Below are 12,703 nucleotides of genomic sequence, written 5' to 3' on the forward strand. Positions count from 1 at the left end.
AGGACAGGCAGTGTGACGCTGCTAACACACTCAACGAGGAGGTAGGCCCATGAGCGCCACCCAGAAATTCAGCATCGCTTCCATTCCCGCCGACGGCGTCGGCAAGGAAGTTGTCTCCGCCGGGCGCCGTGTCCTGGACGCCCTCGCACAGAATTCTGCCGGCAAGTTTGCCTTCGAATGGACCGAGTTCCCCTGGGGCTGCGGCTACTTTGAAAAGACCGGTCAGATGATGGACCCGAAAGGCTTGGAGGCCCTGAAGAACTTTGACGCCATCTATTTCGGCGCCGTCGGCTGGGAGAACGTCCCGGACCACATCAGCCTCTGGGGCCTGCGCCTGAACATAACCCAGAACTTTGACCAGTGGGCCAACATCCGCCCGGTGAAGTTCCTGCCAGGCGTCCAGTCTCCGCTTCGCAAGGCCGACCACACCGAGCTCGACTGGATCGTGGTCCGCGAAAACAGCGAAGGCGAGTACGCCGGCTTGGGCGGACGGAACCTCAGCGGCCGCGGACCCGGCAATGAAGTGGCCCTCCAGACCGCACTGTTCACGGAAAAGGGTTGTGAGCGGATCATGCGCTTCGCCTTCGACCTCGCCCGGACCCGCACCGTGAAGAAGGTCTCCTCCGTCACCAAGTCCAACGCCCAGCAGTACGGCATGGTCCTCTGGGACGAGACGTTCCGTCGCGTGGCCATGGACTACCCGGACGTGGCAACGGAGAGCGTCCTGGTCGACGCCATGAGCGCCAAGTTCATCCTGCACCCCGAGGACCTTTCCGTCGTCGTCGCCTCGAACCTGAACGCGGACATCCTCTCGGATCTCGGCTCGGCCCTGGCCGGCAGCCTCGGCCTCGCAGCCAGCGCCAACCTGAACCCGGAACGCCGCTTCCCGTCCATGTTCGAACCGGTCCACGGCTCGGCCCCGGACATTGCCGGCAAGGGCATCAGCAACCCGATCGGCGCGATCGCCAGCGCCGCCCTGATGCTGGACCACTTCGGCCTGCATGAGGAAGCGCGCCAGGTCGAGGCCGCCATCGAGCAGACCACGGCCGCCGGCTACCTCACGCGCGACGTCGGCGGCGACGCCAACACGGACGACGTCACCGACGCCATCATCAAGGCCCTCACTCACACCCTGGCCGCCGTCTAGCCGCAGTCAGCCAGCAGGTCCGTCAGGCCCGGGGCGGGCGGTGCCGCGCACCGCCGCCGCCCGCCCCGACTCAGCTCCTTCATTCTTCAAGCACCACTGGCATTCACATTCCACAATGAGGTAGGAATCATGGGACACACCACCACCGCAGGCAAAACCGCGGCAGCTAGAAAAACCTCCCCCAAGACACGCTGGTACAGGCAGCTGTACTTCTGGGTACTGACCGGCATCGTCCTCGGCGTTCTCGTCGGCTGGCTCGCCCCGGCCGCAGGCATCGCCCTGGAACCGATCGGCACCACGTTCGTCAACGCCATGAGAATGCTGATCGGCCCGATCGTATTCCTAACCATCGTCGGCGGCATCGCCAGCGTCGCGGACCTGAAAAAGGTCGGCATGACAGGCTTGAAGGCCCTGACATACTTCCAGGTCGGCACCATCTTCGCACTGCTTTTCGGCCTGGTCGCCATCAACGTCTTCCGCCTCGGGGACGGTGTCAACGCCAACGCCAGCGCGATCAAGACCACGGACTCCGCGGCCAAGCTGATCGACGCCGGAGCCCACCAAGAATGGTGGCAGTTCCTGACCCACATCATCCCCACCAGCATCGCCGCGCCCTTCGTGGAGGGCGACATCCTCCAGATCATCTTCATCGCCGTGATCTTCGGCATCGCCCTAAACGCCATGGGCAAGGTCGGCTCGCCCGTCCTGGACGGCGTTCAGCGCCTGACCGGGGTCATGTTCAAAATTCTGGGCTTCATCATGAAGGCCGCTCCTCTTGGCGCGTTCGGCGCGATGGCCTTCGCGGTCGGCAAGTACGGTGTCTCGTCGCTCTCCAGCATGGGCGGGCTGATCGCCCTCTTCTACGCCACCTCGATCCTCTTCGTCGTCGTGGTCCTCGGGTCCGTTATGGCCTTCCTGAAACTGAACATCTTCAAGATGATCCGCCACCTCAAGGAGGAATACCTGCTCATCCTCGGCACCTCCACGGCCGAACCCGCGCTGCCGGGGCTGATGCGCAAACTCGAGCACGCCGGAGTGAAAAAGGAAACGGTCGGGCTTGTGGTGCCCACCGGCTACAGCTTCAACCTCGACGGCGCCGCCATCTACCTCTCGCTGGCCGCCGTCTATATCGCCCAGGCCACGAACACCAACCTGACCATCGGCCAACAGCTGGGCCTCATCGCAGTCATGCTGCTCACTTCCAAGGGCGCCGCCGGAGTCGCGGGAGGCGGCTTCATCGCCCTGACCGCCACCCTGGCCACCCTCGGCACCATCCCCGCCGCCGGCATCATGCTTATCTTCGGCATCGACAAGTTCATGTCCGAGTGCCGTGCCCTGGTGAACTTCACGGGCAACGCCGTCGCCACACTGTTCATCGCCTGGTGGGACCGGACGCTGGATTCGGACCGTGTCCGCCGGGTCTTCAACGGCGAAAGCGTGGAGCCGCTGCCCAGCGAGGATCCGACACCACTCGATGAGTTCACGGACATCGCCGCCGACCTGAGTGGGCACCCCCACACGGCTCCTGACCCCGACGCGCAGCACACGGAACCTGCCGACGACGTCGACCTCCCCGCCGGGAACGGCCGCCGGCCCGCCTACTCGAAAAGCATCTGACATGCTCACAACAACCGCCCCGGCATCCGTGCGTGCTCTCATCGCCCCGGATAAATTCAAAGGCAGCCTCACCGCCGCCGAGGTGGCGGACGCCCTGGCAGCGGGCCTCCGCTCCGCAGCCGGCTCCACCGCCACAGCCGGATCCGTCCACTGTGAACTGCTGCCCCTGGCGGACGGGGGTGACGGCAGCGTCGACGCCGCCGTCGCCTCCGGATTCACCCGGCGCAGCTACACCGTCGCCGGGCCCACCGGCCAGCCCGTCCGGTCCAGCATCGCGTTCGACGGCGTCACGGCCGTCGTCGAGGTGGCCAACACCTGCGGCCTGGGACTCCTGCCGGGCGGAACGCCCGAGCCGCTGAACGCCTCCAGCCGCGGCTTCGGCGAGGCCGTCCTTTTCGCGCTCAGTCTCAACCCGGCCAGGATCGTTCTGGCCTTGGGCGGGAGCGCCAGCACCGACGGCGGCATGGGCATGCTTACCGCCCTGGGCTTCAGTTTCCGGGACGCCGCCGGCCGGCAGCTCTGCGGCGGCGGCCGGGCGCTGGCTCAGATCCACACCGTCGACCGGACCACACTCCCAGAACTGGCGGAAACCGAACTCATCGTCGCCAGCGACGTCCACAACCCGCTGCTCGGCACCCAAGGGGCGCCGGCCATCTTCGGCCCCCAAAAAGGCGCCGGACCGGACGACATCGCCACACTGGAGCAAGGCCTCAACCACTTCGTCGCCGCGATGGCGGCCGCGGGATGCCCCGATGCGGCGGCGCTGGCCGAACGCGACGGGGCCGGAAGCGCCGGCGGGCTCGGCTACGCGTGCCTCCTGCTCGGGGCCACCCAGGTCTCGGGCGCCGACTACTTCCTGGACCTGCTGGACTTCAATGCCCGCAAGGACGGTTGCAACGTCGTCATCACCGGCGAAGGCAGCCTCGACGAGCAAACCCTTGCCGGGAAACTGCCCGCCGCCGTCGCCCGGCGGTCCGGGTCGCGCCCGGTCATCGCCGTCGCCGGCCGCTCCCTCCTGCCCCAGGAACGGTGGTCCGAAATGGAACTCACCCGGGTCTACACCCTGACCGAGTACACCGACCAGGACTCGGCCAAGGACCCTGAGCTTTCCGCCGCGCTGCTCCGTCGGATCGGGAAGGACATCGGCGCGAGCCTGCTGTAACTTTCCCACCCTGCGCGGCAGAGACGTGGACGGTAGGACGTACACATTCCAGTGACGTCTCTTCCTCAGTGGCGCAGGTCGAGCGCCTCAAGGAGCCGTCTGACCGAGCCGCCCAGATTCCACTCGGCAGCGAGGCGCTCAAGCTCGGCCCGCGAACTGCCGGCCACCGGGTGCAGCTGCGCGCCTGCCTCCTCGAGCGTCGGCAGGTCGAGGTCCCGCACGATCTTCACGACTGCGGGCGCTGCGGCGAGGTAGTCGGAGGCCGCGGAAAGCTTCGACCGCACGGCCGTGGACAGCCCGCTTCCGGCATCGGCGGCAGCCGCGAGCAGGCTGTCGAGCGTGCCGTACTCTCCGAGCAGCGACGCGGCGGTCTTCTCGCCGATGCCAGCCACGCCCGGCAGCCCGTCGGAGGCGTCTCCGCGGAGGGTCGCGTAGTCGGCATACTGCCCGGGCAGCACGCGATACTTGCCGACGATGACCGCGTCAGTCATGATTTCGAGGTTCTTCATGCCGCGGGCGGTGTAGATCACCCGTGCCTGACGGGCGTCGTCGACGACCTGAAAGAGGTCGCGGTCGCCCGTCACCACGTCAATCGGCAGCCGGGCGTGGCTGGCGTAGGTGCCGATGACGTCGTCGGCCTCATGTTCGGCTGCCCCGACGATGGCGATGCCGGCGAGCCCGAGCACCCGGCGGATCATCGGAATCTGGGCCTCGAGCGCGTCCGGCACGATCTCCACATCGGGGCCGCCGGCCACCACTTCCGCGACCCGGTGCGACTTGTAGCTCGGGATGAGGGCGACCCGCCACTTCGGACGCCAATCGTCGTCCCAGCACGCAACCAGATGCGTCGCGCCGTAGTCGGTCGTCAGCCGAGCAATCATGTCGAGCAGCCCTCGAACGGCGTTGACCGGCGTGCCGTCGGGCCGGCGGATCGTGTCGGGCACGCCATAGAACGCGCGAAAGTACAGCGACGCGGTGTCGAGCAACATCAAACGGTCGGCCATAACTGATCCTGACACGGATGCGCCCGCTCGGGTTGCATTCGAAAGCAGGACGGCCCCCATGACTGCCCGCGCCCCACACACCAACGGGCCGCTTCCGCACGGCGGAACGGGCCGGTGCACTCCCTTAGAGCAGCTAGCCGATGAGCGCCAGCACCGCTCCGGCCGTGACAACCCCGCCGGCTCCGGCGCAGACGTCCGTGACAGTGCCGTCCCGGTGCGCGGAGACCTGGGTTTCCATCTTCATGGCTTCAAGGACCACCACCGGGTCCCCTGCCGAGACCTCGGCGCCCGGCTCGACGAGCCACTTCACCACGGTCCCGGCCATGTCGGCGCACAGCTCGGCCGGGTCGGCAGCGGCGGCGCCGCCGTCGGACGCTGCTTCCAGGGACACGCCGGCGGGCAGGGGTCCGCCGGAGCGTGCCCAGCCGTCCAGCAGATCGGCCGGCAGGCCGACGGCAAGGCGTCGCCCGTCCACGTCAACCGTGATGGTGCGGCGTGCGCCGTCGGGCGCGGCGGTGCTGAAGTCCGGATCGGCGGAGATGGAGACATTGTCCGCGAAGTCGGTTTCGATCCATCGGGTGTGGATGCCCAGCCCGGTCTCGGACGTGAAGTCCGGGGATTCCAGCACGGCCCGGTGGAACGGCAGCACGGTGGCAACCCCGGTGATGCGCATTTCGGCGAGGGCCCGGCGGGCGCGGCGCAGGGCCTGCTGGCGGTCCGCGCCGGTGACGATCAGCTTCGCGAGCAGGGAGTCGAACTGCGGCGCCACGAAGGAGCCGGAGCGGACCCCGGTGTCGAGCCGGATGCCCGGGCCGGTGGGACCGGCGAACTCGCCGATGGTGCCGGGCGAGGGCAGGAAGCCGCGGCCCACGTCCTCGGCGTTGAGCCGGAATTCGAAGGCGTGCCCGCGCGGCGCAGGGTCCTCGGTCAGGCGCAGCGGCTCCCCGGCGGCGATCCGGAACTGCTCCTGGACGAGGTCGATCCCGGTGGTTTCCTCCGTGATGGGGTGCTCCACCTGCAGACGGGTGTTGACCTCGAGGAATGCCACCGTCCCGTCCGCCGCGACCAGGAATTCCACCGTGCCGGCGCCGGAGTAGCCGGCTTCCCGGCAGACCGCCTTGGCGGCGGCGTAGATCAGTGTGGTCTGCTCCGCACTCAGGAACGGCGCGGGAGCCTCCTCAAGCAGCTTCTGGTGCCGGCGCTGCAGGGAGCAGTCGCGGGTTCCGACCACCACCACGTTGCCGTGCGCGTCCGCCAGGACCTGGGCCTCGACGTGGCGGGGACGGTCCAGGTAGCGCTCCACGAAGCACTCACCGCGGCCGAAGGCGGCCACGGCTTCACGGACGGCCGAATCGAAGGCTTCCTCCACCTCGTCCAGAGCCCGGACCACTTTCATGCCGCGCCCGCCGCCGCCGAAAGCTGCCTTGATGGCGATGGGGAGGCCATGCTGCTCGGCGAAGGCGCGGGCCTCGGCGGCCGTGTCCACCGGACCGTCGCTGCCGGCGACCAGTGGCGCGCCGGCCCTCACGGCAGCGTCGCGGGCGGTGATCTTGTTGCCGAGCAGCCGGATCGCGTCCGGGCTGGGGCCGATCCAGGTCAGCCCGGCGGCCTGGACGGCCTGGGCGAAGTCGGCGTTCTCGGAGAGGAATCCGTAGCCGGGGTGGACCGCGTCGGCTCCGGACTCGGCCGCCACGGCGAGGAGCTTGGGAATGTTCAGGTAGGTGTCTGCGGGTGAGTTGCCGTTCAGGCTGAACGCTTCGTCCGCGGCGGAGACGTGCAGGGCATCGGCGTCGATGTCGGCGTACACGGCGACGGACGCCAGCTGGGCGTCGTCGCAGGCCCGGGCTATACGGACCGCGATTTCTCCGCGGTTGGCGATCAGGACCTTGCGCATCAGTTACTCACTTCTTCGTCGGGGGTGGCGTGTTCGGTGCCGGCAGGCTCGGGGGTGGCGTCGGGGCTGGCCGGCGCCAGGTTCGGGTCGGATTCGGTCCAGCGGAAGCGGATCCTGCCGCCGATGGGGACCTGCGCGGCGAGGTCCAGCTGGGTGTCAACCACGACCGCGATGACCGGGTAGCCGCCGGTGACCGGATGGTCGGCCAGGAAGAGCACGGGCAGGCCCTCCGGCGGGATCTGGACGGCGCCGGCGACGGTGCCTTCGCTGGCCAGCTCGCCCTGGCGGCTGCGCTGCAGCGGGGTCCCGTCCAGGCGCATGCCGACCCGGTTGGACTGCGGCAGAACGGACCAGTCCTGGCCGGTGAAGGCGTCCAGGGCGGCCTGATCGAACCAGTCCGCGCGGGGGCCGGGGACGACGTCGAGGACGGTCACGCCGGTCCCCGGGTATTCCGGCTGCAGTTCGGGATGGCCAACGACGCCGGATTCGGCCTCTCCGCCGGCGGCAAGAACCTGCCCGGCAGCCAGAGGCGCGGGACCGATCCCGGACATCGTGTCTGTGGAGCGGCTGCCGAGTACCGGGGCGGTGTCCACCCCGCCCCGGACTGCGAGGTAGCTGCGGAAACCGCTGTGCGGCGCACCCAGGCTGAGTGTTTCGCCGTCGAGGAGCGCGAACGGGGTGGCCATCGGCACGGTGCGGTGCCGGGTGTCCCCGGCGCTGTCGGGCGCCGACTCGATGGTCAGTCTCGACGGCGCCCCGGCGACGGCGAGAACCTGGTCCCGCACCGCACGGACCTTGAGTCCACCGGCGACGGTCTCGACGGCGGCGGCCGACGTCGCGTTCCCGACCAGGCGGTTGGCCCGGCGCAGCGAGGCCCGGTCCAGCGCACCGGCGGCGGAGACGCCGAGGCCGGAGTGGCCGTGCCGGCCGAGATCCTGGACCAGGCTCAGCATGCCCGGCGAGACAATCCGGAGTCCGGAGGTCACGTCCTGTCCGGCCGGTTCCGGCGCGCCGGGTTCCTCGACTGACCGTCCGGCCAGCGTGACTGCGGCCCGGACGGGACGGAACTGTACCCGGTGGCCGGGGGCAGCCAGGGCAGGCTGGTCCCGGTCCAGGTCCCACATCCGGGCATCGGTTCGCCCGATCAGCTGCCAGCCGCCCGGGGACCGGCGCGGGTACACGGCCGAGTAGTTGCCGGCCAGCGCCACGGAGCCTGCGGGGACGGCAGTGCGCGGCGAGCCGCGGCGGGGCACTTCCAGCTGCTGGTTCTCCCCCACCATGTAGCCGAATCCGGGCGCGAAGCCGGCAAACGCCACGGTCCAGACCTGGCCGGAATGGGCGGCGATGACGCCCTCGGCTCCCAGGCCGGTGAGCCGGCCGACTTCGGCGAGGTCCTCGCCGTCGTACACGGTGTCGATCACCACCAGCTCGCCGCCGCGCTGCACGGGAGCGGTCAGGTCGAGCTGCAGGAGCCGGGCGGCGATGCGCCGGGCCGAGGCCGGGGAATCGGCCTTGACCAGGACGGTCTCGGCCGCGGCCAGGATGTCCAGCTGCCCGGGAAGGGGCTTTTCGAGCAGCAGCGCCTGCAGCGCCAGGACGTCCTGGGTCCCGGAGAGCTCGGCGAGGACCGCGCGCGTTCCCACGGCCCGCACGGCGCGGACCTTGCGGGCCGTGTCCTTTTGAACTGCCAGGGTTTCCATTGCTGTCTCCATCATTGCCGCCGTTTTCTGGGAAGGTCCGTGCCGCTCAGGCGTGGGCTTCCTGCAGGAGCCGCTCTTCTTCCTCGGTGTGGGGGTTCCGTCCGATGACCAGACCGATCACTGTCACGACGGCGGCGACGGCCAGGTACGCGGCGATGATGTACCAGTTGCCGGTCGCGGCGTAGAGGGCGGTGAAGATCAGCGGTGCCACGGCGCCGCCGATCACACCGGCGAGGGTGTAGGCCAGCGAGCTGCCGGCGTAGCGCAGGCGGGCCGGGAATTGCTCGGTAATGAAGGCGGCCTGCGGGCCGTACATGAAGGCGTGGAACGCGAGCCCGATCACGACGCCGATGGTCAGCATGAGCACCGACTTGCCCTGGATCATGAGGAAGAAGAGGGGTATGTACAGGGCGGTACCGACAGTGGCGATGCCGTAGACCAGCCGGCGGTTGAAGCGGTCGGTAAGGGCCCCGGCGGCGGGGATCAGCACCAGCTGGAAGGCGGAGCCGATCAGGATGGCGCCGAGGACGTTGCCCGTGGTCATGCCCAGTTGCTTGGTGGCGTAGAGGGCAATGAAAACCGTGAAGAGGGAGTAGAGCACGTCGGGGCAGATGCGGGACAGGGCGGCGGCCACGAGGGCGCGGGGTTCCTTGGTGAAGACCTCCTTGATGGGGGCCTTGGGCGCCTCGCCGTGGGCCTGGATGGCCTTGAAGACGGGGGTTTCCTCGAGCTTGAGCCGGATCAGGAGGCCGAAGACCACCAGCACGGCGGAGGCGAGGAAGGCCACGCGCCAGCCCCAGGAAAGGAAGGCCTCGGTGCTGAGGGTCGCGGCGAGAAGGGCCAGGACGCCGTTGGCCATCAGGTTGCCCGCCGGCGGGCCGATCTGGGCAGCCGAGGACCAGAAGCCGCGCTTGCGGGCATTGCCGAATTCGCTGGAGAGCAGGACGGCTCCGCCCCATTCGCCGCCGACGCCGATCCCCTGCGCCAGGCGCAGCAGGACCAGGATGGCCGGGGCGGCGACACCGATGGCCGCGTAGTCCGGCAGCACACCTATGAGCACGGTGGCGACGCCGATCAGCATGAGGGTGACCACCAGGACGTGCTTGCGGCCGATCTTGTCGCCGAGCCGGCCGAAGATCACGCCGCCGATGGGGCGGGCCAGGTAGCCGACCGCGAAGGTGGAGAAGGAGAGCAGCAGGCCGACCAGCTCATCGCCAACGGGGAAGAAGATCTTGGGGAAGATCAGCGCCGAGGCCACGGAGTAGATCGCGAAGTCGTAGTATTCCAGCGACGTGCCGGTCAGGCTGGCGATGTACGCCTTGAGAGCGCCGGGCGGCAGCTTCCTCTTGCTGGCGGCCGGAGCGGCCTGCTGCGGTGTGGTCATGATTTTCCTCCAGGTGTGCGGGGGTGCTGCCTGTTGCTTGGTGTGTGCAGTGGTGGGGTGTGCCGCGGATCAGCCGTAAACGGGCTTAGACGAACGCGGCGGTTTCGATCCCGGCGGCGGTGAGCGCAGCGCGGACGGCAGCGGCCATGGTGACGGCTCCTGGCGAGTCGCCGTGCACGCAGATACTCTCGGCGCGGATTTTCAGGATGGAGCCGTCGATTGTGCGGACGGCGGAGTCGGTGGCCATCCGCAGGACATGCTCGGTGACTTCTGCGTGGTCGTGCAGCACGGCTCCGGGGAACGTGCGGGAGACCAGCGTGCCGTCCGGGTTGTAGGCACGGTCAGCGAAGGCTTCCGTGACGGCCCTGAGCCCGGCGGCCTCGGCCAGGCGCAGCACCTCGGAGCCAGGGAGGCCCAGGATCGGCAGGTTCGGGTCCACCGATTTCACGGCGTCGACGACGGCCCGCGCCTGGGCGGTGTGCGACACGATCGCGTTGTAGAGTCCGCCGTGCGGCTTGACGTAGGTGACCTTGCCGCCCTCGGCCGCGGCCAGCGCCTGCAGCGCACCGATCTGGTAGACGACGTCGTCCGCCAGTTCGCCCGGATCGATGTCCAGGAACCGGCGGCCGAAGCCTGCGAGGTCGCGGTAGCCGACGTGTGCGCCGATCCTGACGCCGGCGGTGACGGCCTCGCGGCAGGTCCGGCGGATCACGCTGGGGTCGCCGGCATGGAATCCGCACGCCACGTTGGCGCTGGAGACGGAGCGGAACATCGCCAGATCGTCGCCCAGCGTCCAGCGTCCATACGACTCGCCGACGTCGCTGTTCAGGTCGATCGTTGCCATTGTGATCCTCATCTCATGGTTGTGCCCTTCTAGGATGCACCAAAAGTTCAGATTGTTCAACGATCCTTCAATCCCACGATGTGACGATCGTGTAAATTCTGGAGTATGACCAGCTCCGAATCGGGATCCCGAGTCCTTTCCGCCAGGCAGCAAACAGCAGCGCCCGGAGCCGCGGCAGGGAACAAGCGCGATGCCGGAGCTGGTGCCGCGCTGGGCGCGGCGGCCCGGCTGCGCGTGGCGGTTCCGTCCGTGGCGGACCGGGTGGCGGCAGAACTGCGCCTGCAGCTGGCCGAGGGGCTGCTGCTGCCGGGAGCCCGGCTCACGGAATCGACCATCGCGGAGGACCTGGGCGTCTCCCGGAACACGGTCCGGGAGGCCTTCGCCGAGCTGGCGGCCGAACGCCTCGTGGTCCGCCACCCGAACCGGGGCGTCTTCGTGGCCAGCCTCGAGCCCGGCGACATCCACGACGTCTACGCCGTGCGCCGCGCCATCGAGGTGAGCGCCATCCGCGGCGGCGGCAGCCCCGAACGGGTGGCAGCGGTCCGAGCGGCGGTGGAGGAAGGCAAGGCCGCGGCCGCCGCCGACGACGAAGAAGGCCTAGGCAACGCCAACCAGCATTTCCACGGCGCGATCGTGGCCCTGGCCGGCAGCCGGCGGCTGGACACGATCATGGCCCAGGTCCTGGCCGAGATGCGGCTCTTCTTCCACAAGGCCACCCTGGACGCGCACTTCTACCGGGGCTGGTTGGCGGACAACGAGGAAATCTGCGCGGCCTTGGAAGCCGGAGACCCGGGCCGCGCCGGAGACCTTCTGCTGGCCTATCTGGACCGTTCAGAGGAACGCCAGTCAGCGGTGCACGCGGAGTAACGCACGCCCGGCCGGTGAAGCCCCGGCGGCGCTACGCGCCCGGCACGGCTGCGGGCACGGGCACGCAGCCGCACGACGCGCGGAGGACCAGGTCCACGGGGAAGGTCCGGTTCCGAGTGGGAGACACACCGTCGAAGTCGATGAGCGCCTCCACGGCAGCCTCGGCCATGGCCTGCACAGGCTGCGCGACCGTGCTCAGCGGCGGCCAGCTGTACTCCGCCTCGGCCGAGCCGTCGAAGGAGAAGACCGCCAGGTCCTCGGGGACGCGCAGGCCGGCCTCGGACACCGCGCGCAGCAGCCCCACCGCCTGCAGGTCGGAACTGACAAACACGGCGGTGGGCCGGTCCGCGGCCGCGACCAGCCGCTGCCCGGCCCGGTAGCCGCCCTGCCGGTCAAAGTTGCAACGCAGAATAGGCCCTTCCGGGAGGCCCGCCTCCGCGAGGCCCTGCTGCCACCCGACCTCGCGGCCATCGAGATCATTGCCGGAGTTCATGCCCATGACCAGCGCGATGTTGCGGTGGCCGTGGCCCACCAGGTGCTCGACGGCCCGCCGGGAGCCTTCCTGCAGCTCCACGCCCACCGAGTTGAAGCCCGGCACCTCGGTGCTGTGGTTAAGCAGCACGGCGGGAATCTCCGAATGCTCCAGCTCGGTCAGATCGGGTTCGAACAGCACGCTGGAGAGGAAGACCCCGTCCACCCGGCGGCTGGCGAGATTCCTGACCTGCCGGCGCTCATTGGCCGCCGATCCGCCCGAGTTGGCCAGCAGCAGGGCGTAACCGCGCGCGGCTGCGGCTTCCTCCACGGCGCGGGCCAGGGTGGCGAAGAAGGGGTTGGTGGTGTCCGGGACCACCATGCCGAGCATCTCGCTGGAGCCCAGTTTCAGTGCCCTCGCCGCGGCGTTCGGCCGGTACCCGAGGGCGCTGATGGCCTCCCGGACCTTCGCGGCGGTCACCGGGGAAACCCGTTTGGGGCCGCCGTTCACTACATAACTGACGACGGCGGTGCTGACGCCGGCCAGCCTGGCCACGTCTTTGCGGGTGATCGTGGGCCTGGCGGAGGTGGGCGAGTGTGGCACAGTGACCAT

10 protein-coding genes are annotated in these 12,703 nt (G+C 69.2%); 4 read left to right on the forward strand and 6 right to left on the reverse strand.

The annotated features are described in order from the left end of the window. The first annotated feature begins 49 nt into the window (after positions 1 to 49). From C8D78_RS09265 to C8D78_RS09275, 3 genes are all read left to right on the forward strand, one after another. On the forward strand, positions 50 to 1,147 hold the full coding sequence (locus C8D78_RS09265) for a tartrate dehydrogenase (RefSeq protein ID WP_120952748.1): 1,098 nt from the start codon (positions 50 to 52) through the stop codon (positions 1,145 to 1,147). 129 nt (positions 1,148 to 1,276) lie between these two features. Further along, on the forward strand, positions 1,277 to 2,764 hold the full coding sequence (dctA, locus tag C8D78_RS09270; RefSeq protein ID WP_120952751.1) for a C4-dicarboxylate transporter DctA: 1,488 nt from the start codon (positions 1,277 to 1,279) through the stop codon (positions 2,762 to 2,764). 1 nt (position 2,765) lies between these two features. Then, positions 2,766 to 3,926 (forward strand): glycerate kinase, encoded by a 1,161-nt coding sequence (locus C8D78_RS09275; protein WP_120952754.1) that lies wholly within the window; start codon positions 2,766 to 2,768, stop codon positions 3,924 to 3,926. Between the two features lie 65 nt (positions 3,927 to 3,991). On the opposite strand, the gene C8D78_RS09280 is transcribed toward C8D78_RS09275, so the two are convergent. From C8D78_RS09280 to C8D78_RS09300, 5 genes are all read right to left on the reverse strand, one after another. Beyond that, positions 3,992 to 4,930, reverse strand: a complete 939-nt coding sequence (locus C8D78_RS09280) for a 5'-3' exonuclease (protein ID WP_208641915.1) — start codon at positions 4,928 to 4,930, stop codon at positions 3,992 to 3,994. Positions 4,931 to 5,063: 133 nt separating this feature from the next. After that, on the reverse strand, positions 5,064 to 6,824 hold the full coding sequence (locus C8D78_RS09285) for an acetyl/propionyl/methylcrotonyl-CoA carboxylase subunit alpha (RefSeq protein WP_120952757.1): 1,761 nt from the start codon (positions 6,822 to 6,824) through the stop codon (positions 5,064 to 5,066). Then, positions 6,824 to 8,536, reverse strand: coding sequence for a 5-oxoprolinase subunit B/C family protein (locus C8D78_RS09290; RefSeq protein ID WP_120953290.1), 1,713 nt, complete (start codon positions 8,534 to 8,536; stop codon positions 6,824 to 6,826). The genes C8D78_RS09285 and C8D78_RS09290 overlap by 1 nt, the downstream gene beginning before the upstream one ends. A gap of 34 nt (positions 8,537 to 8,570) precedes the next feature. After that, entirely contained in the window at positions 8,571 to 9,908 is a 1,338-nt protein-coding gene (locus C8D78_RS09295) for an MFS transporter (protein WP_120952760.1), read from the reverse strand. Between the two features lie 85 nt (positions 9,909 to 9,993). After that, positions 9,994 to 10,752, reverse strand: a complete 759-nt coding sequence (locus C8D78_RS09300; protein WP_120952762.1) for a LamB/YcsF family protein — start codon at positions 10,750 to 10,752, stop codon at positions 9,994 to 9,996. Positions 10,753 to 10,857: 105 nt separating this feature from the next. On the opposite strand from C8D78_RS09300, the gene C8D78_RS09305 reads away from it, so the two are divergent. Continuing rightward, positions 10,858 to 11,619, forward strand: a complete 762-nt coding sequence (locus C8D78_RS09305) for a GntR family transcriptional regulator (RefSeq protein ID WP_244208323.1) — start codon at positions 10,858 to 10,860, stop codon at positions 11,617 to 11,619. Between the two features lie 31 nt (positions 11,620 to 11,650). Here C8D78_RS09305 and C8D78_RS09310 read toward each other — a convergent pair whose 3' ends face one another. Then, complete coding sequence (locus tag C8D78_RS09310) at positions 11,651 to 12,703, reverse strand: LacI family DNA-binding transcriptional regulator (RefSeq protein WP_120952765.1); 1,053 nt, start codon at positions 12,701 to 12,703, stop codon at positions 11,651 to 11,653.

Origin of the sequence: Arthrobacter oryzae (assembly GCF_003634095.1) — a bacterium.
GTDB lineage: Bacteria > Actinomycetota > Actinomycetes > Actinomycetales > Micrococcaceae > Arthrobacter > Arthrobacter oryzae.

Excerpts from the sequence above, each read along its gene's own strand:
- C8D78_RS09265 (WP_120952748.1), top strand. The coding sequence starts at position 50 with ATGAGCGCCACCCAGAAATTCAGCATCGCTTCCATTCCCGCCGACGGC.
- dctA (WP_120952751.1), top strand. The coding sequence starts at position 1,277 with ATGGGACACACCACCACCGCAGGCAAAACCGCGGCAGCTAGAAAAACC.
- C8D78_RS09275 (WP_120952754.1), top strand. The coding sequence starts at position 2,766 with ATGCTCACAACAACCGCCCCGGCATCCGTGCGTGCTCTCATCGCCCCG.
- C8D78_RS09280 (WP_208641915.1), bottom strand. The coding sequence starts at position 4,930 with ATGGCCGACCGTTTGATGTTGCTCGACACCGCGTCGCTGTACTTTCGC.
- C8D78_RS09285 (WP_120952757.1), bottom strand. The coding sequence starts at position 6,824 with ATGCGCAAGGTCCTGATCGCCAACCGCGGAGAAATCGCGGTCCGTATA.
- C8D78_RS09290 (WP_120953290.1), bottom strand. The coding sequence starts at position 8,536 with ATGGAGACAGCAATGGAAACCCTGGCAGTTCAAAAGGACACGGCCCGC.
- C8D78_RS09295 (WP_120952760.1), bottom strand. The coding sequence starts at position 9,908 with ATGACCACACCGCAGCAGGCCGCTCCGGCCGCCAGCAAGAGGAAGCTG.
- C8D78_RS09300 (WP_120952762.1), bottom strand. The coding sequence starts at position 10,752 with ATGGCAACGATCGACCTGAACAGCGACGTCGGCGAGTCGTATGGACGC.
- C8D78_RS09305 (WP_244208323.1), top strand. The coding sequence starts at position 10,858 with ATGACCAGCTCCGAATCGGGATCCCGAGTCCTTTCCGCCAGGCAGCAA.
- C8D78_RS09310 (WP_120952765.1), bottom strand. The coding sequence starts at position 12,703 with ATGGTCACTGTGCCACACTCGCCCACCTCCGCCAGGCCCACGATCACC.